General features: G+C 50.2%; 17 protein-coding genes and 1 pseudogene. All 18 read left to right on the plus strand.

The window, feature by feature from the left end:
- The first annotated feature begins 39 nt into the window (after nt 1-39).
- Nucleotides 40-870 carry a hypothetical protein gene (locus OGM81_11240; protein UYJ42906.1) on the plus strand — a complete coding sequence of 277 codons (831 nt, stop codon included), beginning with the start codon at nt 40-42 and terminating at the stop codon, nt 868-870.
- Between the two features lie 82 nt (nt 871-952).
- Nucleotides 953-1,246, plus strand: coding sequence for a DUF3847 domain-containing protein (locus tag OGM81_11245; GenBank protein ID UYJ42907.1), 294 nt, complete (start codon nt 953-955; stop codon nt 1,244-1,246).
- A gap of 242 nt (nt 1,247-1,488) precedes the next feature.
- Nucleotides 1,489-2,994 carry a MobA/MobL family protein gene (locus OGM81_11250; protein UYJ45000.1) on the plus strand — a complete coding sequence of 502 codons (1,506 nt, stop codon included), beginning with the start codon at nt 1,489-1,491 and terminating at the stop codon, nt 2,992-2,994.
- Between the two features lie 16 nt (nt 2,995-3,010).
- Nucleotides 3,011-4,912, plus strand: a complete 1,902-nt coding sequence (locus tag OGM81_11255) for an AAA family ATPase (protein ID UYJ42908.1) — start codon at nt 3,011-3,013, stop codon at nt 4,910-4,912.
- Between the two features lie 178 nt (nt 4,913-5,090).
- A complete protein-coding gene (locus OGM81_11260) occupies nt 5,091-7,637 on the plus strand; it encodes a DUF4368 domain-containing protein (GenBank protein ID UYJ42909.1) in 2,547 nt (848 codons plus the stop codon).
- Nucleotides 7,634-7,978 carry a TnpV protein gene (locus OGM81_11265; GenBank protein UYJ42910.1) on the plus strand — a complete coding sequence of 115 codons (345 nt, stop codon included), beginning with the start codon at nt 7,634-7,636 and terminating at the stop codon, nt 7,976-7,978. Before OGM81_11260 ends, OGM81_11265 begins: the two co-directional genes overlap by 4 nt.
- 135 nt (nt 7,979-8,113) lie before the next feature.
- Nucleotides 8,114-8,944, plus strand: coding sequence for a conjugal transfer protein TraX (locus OGM81_11270; protein UYJ42911.1), 831 nt, complete (start codon nt 8,114-8,116; stop codon nt 8,942-8,944).
- Nucleotides 8,945-9,244: 300 nt separating this feature from the next.
- Nucleotides 9,245-9,769 (plus strand): hypothetical protein, encoded by a 525-nt coding sequence (locus OGM81_11275; GenBank protein ID UYJ42912.1) that lies wholly within the window; start codon nt 9,245-9,247, stop codon nt 9,767-9,769.
- A gap of 127 nt (nt 9,770-9,896) precedes the next feature.
- Complete coding sequence (locus OGM81_11280; GenBank protein ID UYJ42913.1) at nt 9,897-10,256, plus strand: DUF3847 domain-containing protein; 360 nt, start codon at nt 9,897-9,899, stop codon at nt 10,254-10,256.
- The gene (locus OGM81_11285; GenBank protein ID UYJ42914.1) at nt 10,222-11,718 is read left to right on the plus strand and encodes a MobA/MobL family protein; all 1,497 of its coding nucleotides are present in this window, start codon (nt 10,222-10,224) and stop codon (nt 11,716-11,718) included. The genes OGM81_11280 and OGM81_11285 overlap by 35 nt, the downstream gene beginning before the upstream one ends.
- A complete protein-coding gene (locus OGM81_11290; GenBank protein UYJ42915.1) occupies nt 11,715-12,017 on the plus strand; it encodes a hypothetical protein in 303 nt (100 codons plus the stop codon). Before OGM81_11285 ends, OGM81_11290 begins: the two co-directional genes overlap by 4 nt.
- Before the next feature lie 11 nt (nt 12,018-12,028).
- Nucleotides 12,029-13,900, plus strand: a complete 1,872-nt coding sequence (locus OGM81_11295) for an AAA family ATPase (GenBank protein ID UYJ42916.1) — start codon at nt 12,029-12,031, stop codon at nt 13,898-13,900.
- Nucleotides 13,901-14,042: 142 nt separating this feature from the next.
- Nucleotides 14,043-14,201 (plus strand): transposon-encoded TnpW family protein, encoded by a 159-nt coding sequence (locus OGM81_11300; GenBank protein ID UYJ42917.1) that lies wholly within the window; start codon nt 14,043-14,045, stop codon nt 14,199-14,201.
- A 41-nt stretch (nt 14,202-14,242) separates the two neighbouring features.
- Nucleotides 14,243-15,130, plus strand: a pseudogene (locus tag OGM81_11305) (TraG/TraD/VirD4 family protein).
- Between the two features lie 95 nt (nt 15,131-15,225).
- A complete protein-coding gene (locus OGM81_11310) occupies nt 15,226-15,366 on the plus strand; it encodes a Maff2 family protein (GenBank protein UYJ42918.1) in 141 nt (46 codons plus the stop codon).
- 640 nt (nt 15,367-16,006) lie between these two features.
- Entirely contained in the window at nt 16,007-17,926 is a 1,920-nt protein-coding gene (gene tet(W), locus OGM81_11315; GenBank protein ID UYJ42919.1) for a tetracycline resistance ribosomal protection protein Tet(W), read from the plus strand.
- 50 nt (nt 17,927-17,976) lie between these two features.
- Nucleotides 17,977-18,744, plus strand: coding sequence for a class I SAM-dependent methyltransferase (locus tag OGM81_11320; GenBank protein ID UYJ42920.1), 768 nt, complete (start codon nt 17,977-17,979; stop codon nt 18,742-18,744).
- Between the two features lie 171 nt (nt 18,745-18,915).
- Nucleotides 18,916-19,338, plus strand: a complete 423-nt coding sequence (locus OGM81_11325) for a sigma-70 family RNA polymerase sigma factor (GenBank protein UYJ42921.1) — start codon at nt 18,916-18,918, stop codon at nt 19,336-19,338.
- Nucleotides 19,339-19,395 lie beyond the last annotated feature (57 nt).

Here is a 19,395-nt window from a genome sequence, read left to right on the forward strand (position 1 = left end):
GTCTATACAAGTAACAGAGAAGAACAGGAGGCTTGTTCCATGAGAAAAAAGAGATTGATGATTGCAATAGCTTGTATCATTTTAGTAGGTATCGCGGTAATCGTATTTTTTTCACAACAGGGGAAAAAACCGTATAAGGATTTGGACGCAGCGCAGATTGTTTCCGCTAAAGTGTTATTAACACCGCCAGACAAAACGATTGAGATTGAAAATATCCAAGAATTAGTTGAATATTTGAATGATGTTGTTGTCTATAATGAGGATAATTCTTACACAGAGTATGATGGACAAGGCGTTGTTTTTACCTTGACTATGGTAGACGGTACACAAACAGATATTATGGCGTATAACCCATTTATTGTCATTGACGGTATCGGTTATAAGACAAAATATGAGCCATGTGAAGCACTCAACAGCTATGCAAATGAATTACTAAACTCTGGGACTGCCAATATAATTTTGGAAGAACCGCCCACATTAAGCGTTGTGAGTGACGAAACCGCTATCGGCGCAGTATTAGGAACTTATTCGTGGCAAAAAACAAATATTGACGGAACTGCTGAAAGCACAATAGCTGATAGCCCACACCCGTTAGAGTGCAAGGATCTGTTGTCCCCGCCATTTGAAACAACAGAAACAACAGCTACATTAAGATTTACAGAAGACCCAGATACAATTTTAAGTGTGCAGTGCTGGAGTGACGAACATTGGGGAGAGCCTGCTACAAACAGCGAAGATGTAACTATTGTTGGAAACGTACTCACTCTTAAACTGGGCGGATATATTTATGAAGTAACAGCTGAATGGAATACTGAAAATGGCTATGGCGGAACAGCAAGCTATTTTATATATTTGAAAACAGCAGACTGAAATTGAATAGCCACCCACAAGGGCAGCCGAGAAAATCGACTGTCCTTTTTCTATGCCGACAGGCAGAAAGGAGCGACCACCCATGACGAAACCGAGAACAAAAACCTTTGAAGAACTGACCGCCGAGATTGAGGACGGAAAGAAGAAAATTCGGCAGTTTGAGAACCGGGAAAAAATGTTGCGTCAGAAGTTATCCAAAGAGGAACGCAGAACGCGCAGCCACCGCCTTATCGTCCGGGGCGCAGTCTTTGAAAGCATTGTGCCGGAAGCAAAGAACATGACCGACGAGGAAGCCACAGCACTTCTCCGGCTTGCCTTGACGAGTGAACCAGCGCGGGAATATCTGAAAAAACGAGCCGAGGGAGCGACAAGCTGAAAATCCCTTAGGAACTAAGGGCGCACTTATACACCCTTGCGGGCGTGTGCGCTCTGCCGAGGGCTTATCTCCGCACAGGGAGATTTCCCCGCGCTCCGATATGGCGGCTTTGCCGCAACAAGGGGCTGCACCCCTTGCGCCGCTTTGCGGCTATCCCTGCACACCCACAAAAACAGTACACCCGCCGTTGGCGTCTGTACCTTTTTTGCGGGTTTTATTATCCTATCCGGGAGGTGATACCCATAGCCATTTACCATTGGAACATCGGCATTGTGAGCCGAGGAAAAGGCAAATCAGCCGTTGCCGCAGCCGCCTACCGAAGCGGCGAAAAGCTGACAAACGAATGGGACGGAATGACCCATGACTACACCCGCAAAGGCGGCGTTGTCCATACAGAAATCATGCTGCCGCCCCACGCGCCACCCTCATTCTCTGACCGTTCAACCTTGTGGAACAGCGTGGAGCTTTACGAGAAAGCCGGGAACGCCCAGCTTGCCAGAGAGATTGACGCGGCGCTCCCCATAGAATTATCCAGAGAGGAACAGATCCGGCTTGTCCGGGAATACTGTTCCTCTCAATTTGTTTCCAGAGGAATGTGTGTGGATTTTGCTATCCACGACACCAACAGCGGCAATCCCCATTGTCATATCATGCTGACTATGCGCCCCCTTGACGGGCGCGGCGCGTGGGCGGCGAAATCCAAAAAGGAATATGACCTTGATGAAAACGGTGAGCGTATCCGCTTGCCAAGCGGCAGATACAAGACGCACAAAATTGACCTTACAGGCTGGAACGACAAGGACAACACCCTTTTGTGGCGCAAGGCGTGGGCTGACTATACCAACGACTTTTTGGAGAGAAACGGAAGCCCGGAGCGTATCGACCACCGCAGCAACGCCGAGCGCGGCATTGACGAGATACCCACCGTCCACATGGGCGTGGCGGCTTGCCAGATGGAGAAGAAAGGTGTAGCCACCGAGAAAGGCGAACTGAACCGAAATATCCAAAAAGCAAACCGCCTTATACGGGAAATCCGGGTGCAGATTGGGAAGCTCAAAGAATGGATTGCCGACCTGTTCAAAGTGTGGGAAACCGCCCCGAAGCAGCCGCCGCAATCTCCCAACCTTGCAAATCTGTTGATGAAGTATTTGAGCGTTCAGAGAGAAAAGAGCCGGAAGTATTCGCAAAGTTGGCAGCACCAACACGCAGCCGACGAACTGAAAACCATAGCGGCAGCGGTCAACTATCTTTCCGAGCATGGTATCTCTAATCTTGACGAGCTGGACGCTTCTCTTTCCTCTGTCAGTGATAGAGCCTATTCAATCCGGGAGGGAATGAAAACCGCCGAGGAACGCATGAAGAAGCTGCAAAAGCTAATTGAATACGGGAAGAACTACACAGAGTACAAGCCCATTCACGATGAACTGAAAAAGCTGCAAAACGGCTGGACAAACAAGCGCGATAAGTACGAGGAAGCCCACCGCGCCGAGCTGACCCTATGGAACGCAGCAAGTCGCTATCTCCATGCAAATCTGCCGAAAGGAACAAAGACCTTGCCTATTGCGGAATGGGAACAGGAATATGCTGACCTCAAAACACAGAGGGACAGCGATTATACCAAACTGAAAGATACCCGCACCAATGTTTCAGAGCTTCAAAAAATCCGCAAATGCGTGGATATTGCACTCCGCGCCGACCAACCGGAGCAGACGCAGAGCCGCACCAAACGGCATGATATAGACCGCTGAAAGGAGTTGAACTTTTATGTATTACACCCAAGAACAGATAGACCGCGCCAACCAAGCCGACCTTGTTTCTTTCCTGCAATCACAGGGCGAGCAGCTTACCCGTGCCGGAAATGAATACCGCTGGAAGCGGCACGACAGCTTGACTATCCGGGGAAACAAATGGTACAGGCACAGCCAAAGCAAAGGCGGCGGCCCCGTTGATTTTGTCATGGAGTTTTTCGGCAAGAGCTTCACCGAAGCCGTTGAACTGCTGACAGGCGAAAAAGGAGCCGCCCCGCCGCCGGACAGACCAAGCCCCGCGCCCCTATCCGACTTCCGACTGCCACCCCGCAGCACCGACAACCGCATAGCGAGGAACTACCTCACAGCAGCCCGCCGCATTGATGAAGATGTGACGGGCTTTTTCTTTTCCACCGGGGATATTTACGAGGAAGCCGCCCACCATAACGCCGTATTTGTCGGCAGAGATGAAAGCGGCATACCGCGATACGCCCATCAGCGCGGCACAGCCGGGAGTTTTCGGCTTGATGTGAAAGGCAGCGACAAAGCCTTTAACTTCTGCTACCGTGGCGAGGACGAAAGGTTGTTTGTCTTTGAAGCCCCGATAGACCTCTTATCTTTCCTCTGCCTGTTCAAAAAGGACTGGCAGAAGCAAAGCTATCTGGCGTTGGGCGGCGTGGGAGAAAAAGCCCTGTTGCGCTTTCTCTCTGACCGTCCGAACATCAAGACCGTGTACCTCTGCCTTGACAGCGATCAAGCCGGAAACGACGCTTGCAGCCGCCTTGCAGAGCTTGTGCCGGAGGGCTTGACCGTCCATCGGCTTATCCCTCTTTTCAAGGACTGGAACGAGGTATTGCAGCACCGGGCAGAAATCACAGACGGGAAGTATTTGCGGGAAGCAATCTACGGCTTGAAAGAGCCGCCGCAGGAAGAAACCGTTGAGATTATCCGCATGAGCGAGGTTGACACACAGACCGTTGAATGGCTATGGGAGCCGTATATTCCCTTTGGGAAAGTAACCATTGTGCAGGGCAATCCCGGCGAGGGCAAGACCACTTTTGCCCTACGCCTTGCCGCCGCCTGCACCACCGGGGGAACGCTGCCGGGAATGAAGCCCTTGCCGCCATTCCAAGTAATTTACCAGACCGCCGAGGACGGGCTGGGCGATACCGTCAAGCCACGCTTGATAGAAGCCGCCGCAGACCTTGACCGGGTACTTGTGATTGATGAAGCCAAGCGGGAGCTTACCCTCTCCGACGAGCGCATAGAAAAGGCAATCACGCAGAACGGGGCGCGGCTGATTATCCTTGACCCCATACAGGCGTACATGGGCGAAAAGACCGACATGAACCGGGCAAACGAAGTGCGCCCCATGTTCCGCCGCCTTGCCGATGTTGCCGAGCGTACCGGGTGCGCCGTTATCCTTATCGGACATCTCAACAAAGCTGCCGGAGGGCAGAGCGCATACCGGGGCTTAGGTTCTATCGACTTCCGCGCCGCAGCAAGGAGCGTCCTGCTGATCGGGCGCGTGAAGCGAGAGCCGAATGTGCGCGTTATCGTCCATGACAAATCTTCCCTTGCGCCGGAGGGCAAGCCCGTTGCCTTTTGCCTTGACCCGGAAACGGGCTTTTCGTGGATAGGCGAATACGACATCACCGCCGACGAACTGCTGTCCGGCGCGGGCGGCAACAACGCCACCAAAACCGAGCAAGCCGAAAGGCTGATACTTGACCTGCTTGCAGACGGGAAAGAGCTTGCCAGCGAGGACATTGTAAAAGCCGCAGCCGAAGCCGGAATATCCGAGAGGACGGTACAGAACGCCAAGCGCAACATGGGCGGCATTTTAGGCGCAAGGCGTGTCGGCGGTCAATGGTACAACTTCATCAAGAAGAAGCAACCACCCGAACCCGCAAGCTGAAAGTGCAAAACGCAGACCCTTTGCACTTTGCACTTTCGCACTTTCACGATAATTTGCGTCAATAACTCAAAAAAGCACTTGACAAAACGCTTCATGGGGAACGGAAAAAGACATCAAACCGTTTGTTGATCCAAGGTTTGAAAACAACGTGATTTTGACCGGGACAGAGTTTCTCACGATGAACACCCGCCCGAAAATCCCCGCAAATGCCAGAAACCTGAATTGCTGCATCATCGGCTCGTCCGGCTCCGGCAAAACCCGCTTCTGGCTTACGCCCCAGCTTTTACAGGCTCATTCCTCTTATGTGGTGGTCGATCCGAAAGGCGGTGTGCTGGGACAGGTCGGGGGGTTCCTGCAAAAACGCGGGTACAAAATCAAGGTATTCAACAGCATAGATTTTTCAAAATCCATGCACTATAACCCGCTGGCGTATATCCGCAACGAGGCCGATATTCTGAAATTCGTGGATGCTCTGATTTCCAACACCAAGGGCGAAGGCAAGGAAGGCGATCCATTCTGGACAAAATCGGAAACGCTTTTGTACTGCGCCCTGATTGCCTACATCATTTTCGAGGGGCCTGCCGAGGATCGGAACATGAATACCCTTGTGGATATGATTTCCGGCATGGAGGTCAAGGAGGATGACGAGGATTTTATGAACGCGGTGGACTATATGTTTGCCGGGCTCGAAAAGCGCAAGCCGGATTGCTTCGCGGTCAAACAGTATAAAAAGTACAAATTGGCCAGCGGTGTTGTATGCTCTAAAAGACTTCTTAATCAAGCGGTTGGGAAGTCTCTTAGAACACACAACCTAAAACCGAAGAAAGGAGCGCAAGTTATGAGAAAAAACGAGAAAATCACTGCTCTGTATGAACGATTGAGCCGTGATGACTTTGGCAAAGATGATGACCAGCAGCGTGAGAGCAATTCCATTTCCAATCAAAAGGCTATGTTGGAGGAGTTCGCCGCACGGCAGGGGTTTACGAACATTGTCCATTTCACGGACGATGGCATTAGTGGTACTTGCTTTGACCGTCCCGGATTTTTGGCAATGATGAAAGAAGTGGAAGCCGGGAATGTGGAGTACCTGTGTATCAAGGACATGAGCCGCATGGGTCGTGACTATCTGAAAGTCGGTCAGATTATGGAAATTCTGCGTCAGCGTGGCGTTCGCCTTATCGCCATCAATGACGGCGTGGACAGTGCCAGAGGGGACGATGATTTTACCCCTTTCCGCAACATTATGAACGAGTATTACGCCAGAGACACCAGCCGTAAAATCCGTTCCACTTTCCAGTCCAAAGGCAAGTCCGGCAAGCACCTCACAGGCACGGTCATTTACGGCTATCTCTGGAACGAAGCCAGAGACCAATGGTTGGTTGACCCCGAAGCCGCTGATGTGGTCAAGCGCATCTTTGCCATGACGATTGAGGGCTACGGTCCGTATCAGATCGCCAGCAAACTGAAATCGGAAAAGGTGCTTATTCCGTCTGCTTACCTTGCCCAGCACGGCGAGGGCGTGAACAAAAACAAGACTTTCAAAGATATGTACGGCTGGGGTTCTTCCACCATCTGCAACATTCTTGAAAAGCGTGAATATCTGGGACACACCATCAATTTCAAGACCCGAAAGCACTTCAAGGACAAGAAAAGCCATTATGTCCCGGAGGACGAATGGACAATTTTCGAGAATACCCATGAGCCTATCATTGACCAGCAGACCTTTGACCTTGTGCAGAAAATCCGTGGGAATGTCAGACGCTACCCGGACGGCTGGGGCGAAGCAGCTCCCCTCACAGGCTTGCTTTATTGTGCCGATTGCGGCGGCAAGATGTATGTCCACCGTACCAACAACGGCAAGCGTATTTCTCAATATACCTGTTCCCAATACAGCAAAGTCCCAGTTGGAAAGCTCTGCAAGACCCAGCACCGTATCAATGAAGATGTGGTACTGTCCCTTGTTTCCGAAATGCTCAAAGCCATTGCCGAGTATGCGAAGCATGACCGAGCCGAGTTTGTCCGAGTGGTACAGGAAGCGCAGTCCAGCCAGCAGACAGCAGAGGTTAAGAAACAGCGGATACGCCTTGCCACCGCAAAGCAGAGAGTGTCCGAACTGGAAGTCCTGCTCTGTAAAATCTATGAGGACAACATTTTAGGAAAGCTGTCCGACAGCAGATACGCCACTCTGGACGCTCAATACGAAAAGGAACAGTCCGAGCTTACCGCTGAAATCTCTGCTCTGGAAAAGGCTATCAGGAGTTATGAAAAGCACGAAAAGGACGCTGATCGTTTTATCGCTCTGATTGACAAGTATGAGAACTTCGACAAGCTGACCATTGCTATGCTCAACGAGTTTATCGAGAAAATCCTTGTGCATGAGCGTGACCGCAAAGGCAGTATACAGACCACACAGGAGGTCGAGATTTACTTCAATTTTGTCGGTCGATTTGTTCCCCCGGCGTTTGGTGAAGTGGAGCTTACCCCGGAGGAATTAGAGGAAATCCGCAAGCGTGAGGAACGCAAGGACAGGCTTCATCAGAACTACTTGAAGCGGAAAGCCAGCGGAGCGCAGAAGCGATACGAGGACAAAATCAAGGGGAGAAAAAAAGCAGAAATCGAAGCCAAGAAAGCCGCCATTCGTGCGGAGGACATTGCAAAGGGCGTGTTCGTCCCTGTCAGCAGTTTACCGCAGAGAGAGCCGATGAAAGGAGTACAAACAGCATGAATATCACTTACACACAGAACGGAGATTATCTTATCCCGAACATCGTTATCCGCAAGACCAAGCCCCTCGGACACTACGGCAGACTTCGCAAGGCGTATCTGGAAATGCACCGCCCGATACTGTTCAATGAACTGGTACTATCCGACAAGCTCTTTGAGCATTGCGCCGAGATTGGCGAAGCGGCACGAAACCGCATGGAGCTGATCGTGCGGTCACTGGCAGAGCAAAACGGCGTGACCGAGCAACTGAAAGCCGAAAACCAAATGGAATGGGTGCGGCAGATGAACGCTTGCAAGGCACAGGCAGAGGAAGTTGTGAAAGCGGAATTGATTTATGATTGAGCGAGGAAGTCCGGGCAGAAAACTGTTCGGACTTTTCTCATATAGTCCAAAGTTGCGATAGAATTGTTCACGAGTTTTATGGTATAATTTGAATGCGAAAAATCGTAGAATTGGAAGTTGGTAGGAGGTTGCTTTATGAGCCTTGATAGGAAAATAAATCGCATTCAATTTCTCTCAGGAAATTCGCTAAAGGTTATTGCTGTACTGACAATGCTTATTGACCATCTATGTAAAATTGTGCTGCAATGGCTGCTATCAAACTACTGGGGGGCTATGGCAGATAACGGGCAAATGTCGTGGGAGAGATTCCGAGAGATAGATTATTTCATACGGTTTGATTTGCAAAGCATTGGGACGATTGCTTTTCCGCTATTCTGTTTTTTGCTGGCAGAAGGATTCCAACACACAAGAAGTAAAAAACGCTATATTGGGTTGATGCTTGCATTTGCCCTTATTTCGGAAGTTCCATTTGACATAGGTTTCTTTAGTGCGTATTCACGAATGGAAGATACATTTCCGTTTTACTTGAAGTATCAAAATGTATTTTTCACCTTGTTTTTAGGCTTATTGACATTGGTATGCCTTGAAAGATTTTCGTGTAAATCAGACCTACCGGTGGATAGAATAAAATCAGCAGTCCTGCAAGTTCTCAGTGTAGTGCTTTTTTCCGGCATTGCGGAAGGAATCCATTGTGACTACGGTATGCAGGGGATCTTATTCATATCAGCATTTTATATTTGCCGTAATCACCGAATCTATCAAGTGTTGCTGTTCCTTTTGGCTTACATGGGGACAACGGGGAATCAACCGCCTTTATGTACGCTTCTTGCCTGCTTGCTTATTCTGCTATACAACGGAAAGCGTGGTAAACTGAAGCTAAAATACTTCTTCTATGTTTTTTATCCAGCACATATCCTTGTCCTATATTTGATTCAGATAGGACTCGGAAAATACTTACTGAAATGACTAATTGCAGTTTGTCGAGAAATTAAGCCGGAGCAAACCCCTTTAGGAACTAAAGGGCGCACTTCTATACTCTCTGTCGAGAGTAGTGCGTCCTGCGGAGCTTCATTCTCCGTCAGCAGAAGAAAACTGCATGACCGAGAATGTTGCGTCACTTCGTTCCGTCAAGGTGGCTACACCCCCTTGCGCCGCTAAAGCGGCTATCCCCTGTGGACTTGCCGTCCGCAAACGGTTTTGACAAACCGTTCGCCGCCAGCAAGTTTGAAAATCAAGAATCTTAATTTGATAAAGGAGTGTGATTCTATGAAAAAGAAATTACCCATAATCCTCTTGGGTGTTATTTTGGCTTGTGTGTTGGTTTTCGGTTTCCTTTATGCAAACAATGACATTGGTAAAACCGCAAACAGTTTAGAAGCAGACATTCGCCAATCTCAAAAAATTTTGGATGATTGGATTGTTGATGGAAGCATTTCCGACACAATGGCTGCATTTATTTCTTACCCACAGGACAAGACAGACCACACTTTTTCTGTCTATGTAAATCGCCCTGGCTTGTCTTTTGGATATTTCTTCCGTGGTGGTGGAGATATAGTTGAGGTTGATGATTACATTGCAGAGTTTGTTGTTGAGGGAAATAACGAAAGGGCATTTATCTCAATGAATACCCAAAATATTGTTCGACTTGAAGTAGATGATGGCAACGGCATTCAGGTGATTGATATTGATAGTGGCAAGCCTTTCGCCATTGTCCTGCCCCTCAATGTAGGAAACATCTGTTTCTATGATACGAATGGAAATGTTGTGGAATATCTTCGCCAACAACTTTGACCAACTTCAATTTACCGAACTGAACACAACAACTGAATACCGAAAAACTGACCGTTGACTGGTCGCAATCTGCGAAAAGTTGACGGTCTTTTTTTATCCCCATTTTCAAAAAAGGAGGTCACGAAAAATGGCAAAACCGAAAAACCTTGAACAGCTCCGAGCCGAAAAGGAACAGGTCGAGACACAGCTTGCACAGGAACAGCACAAGCTGGAGCGTCTGGAGAACAGAAAGAAGTATCTGGAGAAAGGCGAGAGACAAAAGCGCACCCATCGTCTTTGCAATCTGGGCGGCACGATTGAGAGCCTTGCCCCGGAGGTCAAAGATCTCACACGCACCGAAATGACAGAGCTGATGGAACAAATCTTTTCTCTGTCCGAAGTTCAGCAAGCCGTCCGTCACATGGCGATTACCCACATCAGCCAAGCAAACAGAGAAAAGGAGTTGAAAGCCGATGGCACTATTTCATCTGAGCGTCACGCAGACTAAGCGAAGCACAGGACAGTCCGCTATCGCTTCTGCCGCCTACCGAGCCGGGGAGCGATTGTATAGCGAGTATTACGGCGAGTACAGCGACTACACCAGAAAGGGCGGCGTGATCTGCTCCGACATTCTCCTGCCGTCCCATGCTCCCCCGGAATTTGCAGACCGTCAGACCTTGTGGAATGCCGTGGAAAAAGCCGAGCGTGGAAAGAACGCCCAGCTTGCATACAGCTTTGACATTGCCTTGCAGAATGAATTTTCCCTTGAGGAAAACATCGCTCTTGCAAGGCAATTTTTGTTGGAGAACTTTGTGAGCCGGGGCATGGTGGTTGACTTCGCCGTACACCAGCCAGACCGTGAGGACGGCGGCATACCCAATCCACATTTTCATGTGCTTTGCCCCATCCGTCCCATCGAGCAGAACGGCAAATGGGGACTAAAGCAACGCCGGGTGTACGAACTGGACGAGGACGGCAACCGTATCCGAGACCAGAACGGAGAGTTTGTTTTCAACGCCGTTCCCACTACCGACTGGGGCAGTCCCGAAACGCTGGAACATTGGCGTGAAGCATGGGCGGAGATGTGCAATGCCAAGTTTGCGGAAAAAGGTATTGATGTTCGTATCGACCACCGCAGCTATGAACGGCAAGGCGTGGATTTACTTCCCACTATCCATGAAGGCGCAACCGTCCGGGCAATGGAGAAGAAAGGCATACGCACCGAAAAGGGCGAGTTCAACCGCTGGATCAAAGCCACCAATGCCGTTATCCGGGACATCAAGAAGAAAATCACTCTCCTGTTTGATTGGATTGCCGAAGCAAAAGCAGAGCTTGCCAAGCCGCAGGCCCCCGACCTTGTTTCTCTGCTGAACGCCTACTACACCCAGCGCAAAGCCGGGGCTTATTCCCAGAAAGGCAAAATCAGCAACCTAAAGGAGATGAACGAGACTTTCAATTATCTCCGGGCAAACGGCATTTACACCCTTGAAGATTTGGAAAGCCGTGTCAGCGAACACAGTGCTGCCACAGAGAGCTTGAAGAAAACGCTGGACGAACAGACTGCCCGAATGAAAGCAATTAAGCAGCTCTATGACAGCTCCGCTGCTTTCCAGAGCTTGAAGCCTGTCTATGACGGCTTGCAGAAAATCAAGTTTGAGAAGCCCAGAGCCAAGTACAAGGCAGAGCATGAAGCGGAACTGAAACAGTTCTACGCCGCCAGACGAAAGCTGACCGGGGAGTTCCCAGACGGCAAGGTGGATATGAAAAAGCTGTCCGACGAGTATGACGAGCTGGAACAGGCGCACAACACCACCTATGTCGAGTTTAAGACCGTCAGAGACGATTTACACCGTCTTTGGAAGGTCAAGTCATGTGTAGATACTGCCGCCCGATTTAACGAGCGTACAGAGGAACAAATGCTCCAAAATCGACCCCAAACACGACACAAAAAGGAGGATATGACACGATGAAAAAATACGACTGGAAGAACGAGTACAACCCCATCCGCAGAACGGCAAAACGCCTTTTGAGCGGAGAAGCTTTGACCGATGGCAGACCGCTTTCCGACCTGATCGAGCTGGACGAACACACCCGGAAATGCCTTGCCTTTGAAGCCACCCTCACCGACCGCCAGATTGATATGTTGCAGGAGCTGGGCTATCTGCCTGTTATCATGAGACAGTACGGCGAGGAATGTGCGAACTGCCCCTACACGCTGGACGAGCGTGAGCATGGCATTTGCAGACGATGCGCTGTTTTCAAGAAGTAAGGAGGACGCCCATGCAGTACACCCAAGCACAGATCGACCGGGCAAACGCCGTCAGTCTGGAAGATTTTCTCCGCACACAGGGAGAGACGCTTATCAAAAGCGGACGGGAATACCGCTGGAAAGAACATGACAGCTTGACCGTCCGGGGAAGCAAGTGGTTTCGCCACAGCCAGAGCAAGGGCGGCTATCCCATTGATTTTGTCATGGAGTTTTATGGGAAGTCCTTTCCCGAAGCCGTCCAGCTCCTGACCGGCGAAAGCGGCGAGGGGCAGACCGAAGCCAGCACAGCACCGCCCACAGCGTTTCACTTGCCATTGCACAACAGGACAGCCGACAGAGCAATCCAATATCTCACAGAAAGCCGAGGTCTCAACAAAACGCTTGTTGAGGCTTTTCTTCTTTCCGGGGATATTTACGAGGACGCAAAGCGGCACAATGTTGTGTTTGTCGGCAGAGACCGAAGCGGTACGCCGAGATACGCCCATGTGCGAGGAACGGCAGACCCATTCAGGCAGGACATTGCCGGGTCTGACAAGTCCTATCCGTTCCGCTATGAGGGCAACGGCAACCAGCTCTTTGTCTTTGAAGCGCCGATTGACCTTTTGTCCTTTATCTGCCTTTATCCGCAGGATTGGCAGACAAGAAATTATCTTGCCCTGGGCGGCGTTTCGGGCAAAGCCCTTGACCGTTTTCTTTCTGAACGCAAGGACACCCGAAAAGTGTTTCTCTGCCTTGACAGCGACACCGCAGGAAGTGAAGCCTGCTCCAGACTGGCGCAGGACATTCCCAGCGAGATCGCCGTCATTCGCCTTGTCCCGGCAAGGAAAGACTGGAACGATGTTCTCCGTCAGCAAGGGGACATTCCCAGCCGCAAATTCATAGCCGAGACAATCACGCTGCGAGAGCTGCCCACCGCCCAGCCTGTCCCAATGCTCCGTATGGCTGATGTGGAGCTGACGAGCGTGGAATGGCTATGGTTTCCCTATATCCCATTTGGAAAGCTGACAATTATCCAGGGCAATCCCGGCGAGGGCAAGACCTACTTTGCCATGCGCCTTGCGGCGGCTTGCACCAATCGAAAGCCTTTGCCCGGTATGGAGACACTTGAACCTTTCAATATCATCTATCAGACCGCCGAGGACGGTCTGGGTGATACCGTCAAGCCCCGACTGATAGAAGCAGACGCAGACCTTGAACGAGTGCTTGTCATTGACGATAGAGACACGCCGCTGACCCTTGCCGATGAACGCATAGCAAGGGCAATCCGGGAAAACAGCGCAAGGCTGGTTATCATTGACCCGGTACAGGCTTTTCTGGGCGCAGATGTTGACATGAACAGGGCAAACGAGGTGCGCCCGATATTCCGCAGTCTGGGAGACATTGCACAGGCTACCGGGTGCGCTATCGTGCTGATCGGACACCTCAACAAAGCCGCAGGAACGCAAAGCACCTACCGGGGATTGGGGTCTATCGACATTACGGCGGCAGTCCGCAGTCTGCTGTTTATTGGCAAGCTGAAGGACAGTCCGACAACGAGGGTGCTTATCCATGAGAAAAGCTCCCTTGCGCCGCCCGGACAGTCCCTTGCCTTTTCTCTGGGAGACGAGAAAGGCTTTGAATGGATAGGAGCTTATGACATTACCGCTGACGAGCTTCTTGCCGGGGCAGACACCGCCAAGACCGAGAGCAAGACCGCACAAGCACAAATGCTCATTCTGGAACTGCTGGCAGATGGAAAGCGTATGCCGAGCGCAGAGCTGGAAAAGGCAGTCAATGAACGTGGGATTTCTTCACGCACCATGAGAACGGCGAAGAGCCGTATCGGGGACAGGCTTGTGACCGAGAAAGATGGCACAGCATGGGTCTGCTATCTCCGCAACTGACAACAGGAACACGGCAAGCGTGGCAAAGACGGCAAGGTTTTTATAGATACCTTAATGTTGCCGCCTTGCCTTGTTCCCTCATACCGACGCCGCCCGATGATGAACAGTCACCGGGCATTTTTCATTTACAGGAGGATTTTGAATGAACAATACCGCAACCAACACCGCCACTTGCCCGACTGTCAGAAAGCAGATCGGCAAGACCACCTATATCGTCCGTGTGCATTTCAGCCAGACCGCAAAAGAAACGATGGAGGACAAAATCAAGCGTCTGCTCCGTGAAGAAGTCCGCAAAATGTGACTTCTTTTTGAATTTGATGAAAAAGTCCTTGACTTTTTGTCTCTGGCAAGACGGCAAAAAGCATTTTGATTTCCTGTGGTGCGCGACTGGCTCCCTTTGACATCCCGCAGCTTCGTGAAGTCATGGCCTATGACGAATTGGAGCTTGACCGCATCGGAGATCGGAAAACGGCGGTATTCTTCATCATTTCCGATACCACGCAGACCTACAACTTTTTAGTGGCGCTTGCTTTTTCGCAGATGTTCAACCTCCTGTGTGAACGGGCGGACAATGTTCACGGTGGTCGCCTGCCGCACCATGTACGGGTGTTGTGGGATGAGGCAGCCAACACGGGACAGGTGCCCCAGCTCGAAAAGCTGGTCGCGGTTATCCGCTCCCGCGAGGTGAGTCTTTGCCTGCTGTATCAGCAGTTGGCACAGTGCAAGGCCATTTATGATAAACACGCCGAGACAATCCTCGGCAACATGGACAGCGTGGTGTTCCTCGGTGGCCGCGAAGCCAGCACCATCAAGGAAATATCCGAGAACTGGTTGGGGAAAGCCACGATCAGTATGCAGACCGACAGCCGCTCCCGTGGCCAGTCGGAAAGCTACAGTCAAAATACCCAGCGGCTGGGCCGGGAACTGATGACTCCAGCCGAACTTGCAACCATGCCGGGAGATAAATGTATTTTACAGCTTCGGGGCCTGCCCCCGTTCTTCTCACCCAAGTATGATCTGAAACGGCATCCGAACTACCGCTATACGGCGGAGGCCGATAAACAGAAAAACGCTTTTGACCTCGACAGGCTCATTAACCGCCGCAGGCGGCCCGGGTTGAACGAGGCGTGTACGATGTATGAGGTAGCTGTGCCGGACGATGCGCTCACGGAAGAGGACGAGGACATCCTCAACTATGATGACATCGACGATCCAGACGCCTTTGCATAAAGGCTTCGAGACAAAGTGTCCCGAAGTTTGTAACCTGCCGCCTGCATGGGCGGCTTTTTTGTTACCGGGAAAACCCCGGAGAAATGGAGGCTTATATGGCATTTTTCTCATCTGCAATCGACACTTTACAGACCCTCGTTATCGCGCTCGGCGCTGGCCTTGGCGTGTGGGGCGTGGTTAATCTGCTGGAGGGCTACGGCTCGGATAACCCGGGCTCCAATGCTCATGTACGGTAAGGAAGCAAGCAACCGAAAACAAGAGATAGACCGCCAGCACTACACTATTCCGAACCAAAGACCAAAAGATAAGCATTGTGGGAAAATCTAAACTTTTGGATTTTCCTACAATGCCAACTACGGCGGAATCCCTCCCACTCCTTATATCTTTCTGTATACATTGAATTTGTATTTAGTAAAATGCAGACAACACCACGGATCGGCTTTTGGTTGGACAATTCCAACCAAACACCACAGCAGACAGCAGAAAACATTCTGAACGCTAGGAAGCCGGTATGATTGTTACATATAAGGGGAAGAAAAATTTCTTTTAGGTACTTGCTTTCCTAAAACTGATGTGATACAATGATTTAATCCAGAAAAGGAGTAAAAAATATGCGGCAAGGTATTCTTAAATAAAACTATAATCAAATAGTGGGAACAAAGGATTATGATAGCTCCTTTTGTAGGGGCTTAGTTTTTTGTACCCAATTTAAGAATACTTTTGCCTTATCAATTTTGACATATCCCCAAAAACAGCAATCACAAACAGGTGTATGCTGTATATGTGTATGTCCGCAACTTATAATCCCCAGTGGTAAAAGTATTTTACTGCTGGGGATTTTTATGCCCTTTGGGGCTGTAAAGGGAGGACAATCACATGAAAATAATCAATATTGGAATTCTTGCCCATGTAGACGCTGGAAAGACGACCTTGACGGAGAGCCTGCTATATGCCAGCGGAGCCATTTCAGAACCGGGGAGCGTCGAAAAAGGGACAACGAGGACGGACACCATGTTTTTGGAGCGGCAGCGTGGGATTACCATTCAAGCGGCAGTCACTTCCTTCCAGTGGCACAGATGTAAAGTTAACATTGTGGATACGCCCGGCCACATGGATTTTTTGGCGGAGGTGTACCGCTCTTTGGCTGTTTTAGATGGGGCCATCTTGGTGATCTCCGCTAAAGATGGCGTGCAGGCCCAGACCCGTATTCTGTTCCATGCCCTGCGGAAAATGAACATTCCCACCGTTATCTTTATCAACAAGATCGACCAGGCTGGCGTTGATTTGCAGAGCGTGGTTCAGTCTGTTCGGGATAAGCTCTCCGCCGATATTATCATCAAGCAGACGGTGTCGCTGTCCCCGGAAATAGTCCTGGAGGAAAATACCGACATAGAAGCATGGGATGCGGTCATCGAAAATAACGATGAATTATTGGAAAAGTATATCGCAGGAGAACCAATCAGCCGGGAAAAACTTGCGCGGGAGGAACAGCAGCGGGTTCAAGACGCCTCCCTGTTCCCAGTCTATCATGGCAGCGCCAAAAATGGCCTTGGCATTCAACCGTTGATGGATGCGGTGACAGGGCTGTTCCAACCGATTGGGGAACAGGGGGGCGCCGCCCTATGCGGCAGCGTTTTCAAGGTTGAGTACACCGATTGCGGCCAGCGGCGTGTCTATCTACGGTTATACAGCGGAACGCTGCGCCTGCGGGATACGGTGGCCCTGGCCGGGAGAGAAAAGCTGAAAATCACAGAGATGCGTATTCCATCCAAAGGGGAAATTGTTCGGACAGACACCGCTTATCAGGGTGAAATTGTTATCCTTCCCAGCGACAGCGTGAGGTTAAACGATGTATTAGGGGACCAAACCCGGCTCCCTCGTAAAAGGTGGCGCGAGGACCCCCTCCCCATGCTGCGGACGACGATTGCGCCGAAAACGGCAGCGCAAAGAGAACGGCTGCTGGACGCTCTTACGCAACTTGCGGATACTGACCCGCTTTTGCGTTGCGAAGTGGATTCCATCACCCATGAGATCATTCTTTCTTTTTTGGGCCGGGTGCAGTTGGAGGTTGTTTCCGCTTTGCTGTCGGAAAAATACAAGCTTGAAACAGTGGTAAAGGAACCCTCCGTCATTTATATGGAGCGGCCGCTCAAAGCAGCCAGCCACACCATCCATATCGAGGTGCCGCCCAACCCGTTTTGGGCATCCATAGGACTGTCTGTTACACCACTCTCGCTTGGCTCCGGTGTACAATACGAGAGCCGGGTTTCGCTGGGATACTTGAACCAGAGTTTTCAAAACGCTGTCAGGGATGGTATCCGTTACGGGCTGGAGCAGGGCTTGTTCGGCTGGAACGTAACGGACTGTAAGATTTGCTTTGAATACGGGCTTTATTACAGTCCGGTCAGCACGCCGGCGGACTTCCGCTCATTGGCCCCGATTGTATTGGAACAGGCATTGAAGGAATCGGGGACGCAGCTGCTGGAACCTTATCTCTCCTTCATCCTCTATGCGCCCCAGGAATACCTTTCCAGGGCTTATCATGATGCACCGAAATACTGTGCCACCATCGAAACGGCCCAGGTAAAAAAGGATGAAGTTGTCTTTACTGGCGAGATTCCCGCCCGCTGTATACAGGCATACCGTACTGATCTGGCCTTTTACACCAACGGGCGGAGCGTATGCCTTACAGAGCTGAAAGGATATCAGGCCGCTGTCGGTCAGCCGGTCATCCAGCCCCGCCGTCCAAACAGCCGCCTGGACAAGGTGCGCCATATGTTTCAGAAGGTAATGTAAAGATACATAATCGTCAAGACGGCAACAATCAGAAGTTATGGAGGGTAACAATGGAATATAGTAAGGAAGATTTAATGGAAGCAAAAAAGCAAATTTGGGGAGTGGGAGAGAACATGGGAACAGAGGAAAGTAAAAAAATCTGGGAGGAGAACGCACAATTTTGGGATAATGCAATGGGTGACGAATCTAATGAATTTCACAGAGAGGTAGTGCGTCCCAAAGTAACGGAACTTCTATCTCCTAATCCTGCGGATTACATTTTGGATATTGCGTGTGGCAATGGAAATTATTCTTCGTATCTTGCACAAAGAGGCGCTTCGGTTGTCGCTTTTGATTACAGCAAAAAAATGATAGAATTGGCTAAAAGACGGCAATCACAATATGCAAAACAAATTGAATTTTGTGTGGCGGATGCGACCGATAGAAAAAGTATATTAGAATTAAAAAGAAATCGAGCCTTTACGAAAGCAGTTTCTAATATGGCAATTATGGATATTACGGATATTGAACCACTTCTTATGGCTGTTTATGAACTGTTGCAGGAAAGCGGAATTTTTGTCTTTGCAACGCAACACCCTTGTTTTGTCACGTTGACTGAAAAATATATGACACCGCACAGTTACTATGATATAGCGATTGAAGGGCAACCGAAAGAGCAGATTTATTATCATCGTTCCATACAAGATATTTTTAACCTTTGTTTTAGAGCTGGATTTGTCATTGATGGATTTTATGAAGAATGTTTTAAAACCAACAAAGAAATTCCTATGGTAATGATAGTAAGGCTTAAGAAGGTAAAACGTGATAGCTTAAAATAAATTCAAGTTTGTCGGGTAAATAGCAAACCCAGCCGAGCCAGTCAACGGTCAAGATGAACGGCGCATATGCGCAGCCGTTGACAGCCCCGCCCGCCTTTGCTGGTAGGCAATCAAGGGGCGACAGCAAGAAGTGCCACCGCCCCGCACTATTATTCAGAAAGGGGAATTTCCATGACCGACCAGATAGCCTATCAAGAATATATCCAGCGCAGGTACAACGCCTTTTGCAAGACTGTTATCCGCTGTGCCGCCTTGGACAAGATTTTGAAGCTTAAACGGCAATGGGAACGGCAAGTTTCCCTTGACTATCTGATGAACGAGAAGTTTGTCCAGTTTGCCGCGTCGGAGCCGGACGAGGAATACCCATTTACCGTCTGCGGTCAGACCGTCCTGCTCTGCAACGCCGCCCTTGCCGACGCGATCTCTGTTTTGCCGGAGCAGACGCGGGAAGAAATCCTGCGCTATTACTTTCTGCGCCAGCCGCAGCGCGTGATCGGCGCGTGTATTGGCCGGTCACGCAGCACAGCGGGGCGGCATATCCAGCTTGCCTTGCAGCGGCTACGCGAAGAAATGGGGGTGAGCCGGTATGAGTAGACTTCTCCCCTATGAAACAATCATTCAACGGAATATCGTGCATAAAGCACCTCCTTC

It is taken from the genome of Oscillospiraceae bacterium (genome assembly GCA_025758045.1).
Classification (GTDB): Bacteria; Bacillota; Clostridia; order Oscillospirales; family Ruminococcaceae; genus Gemmiger.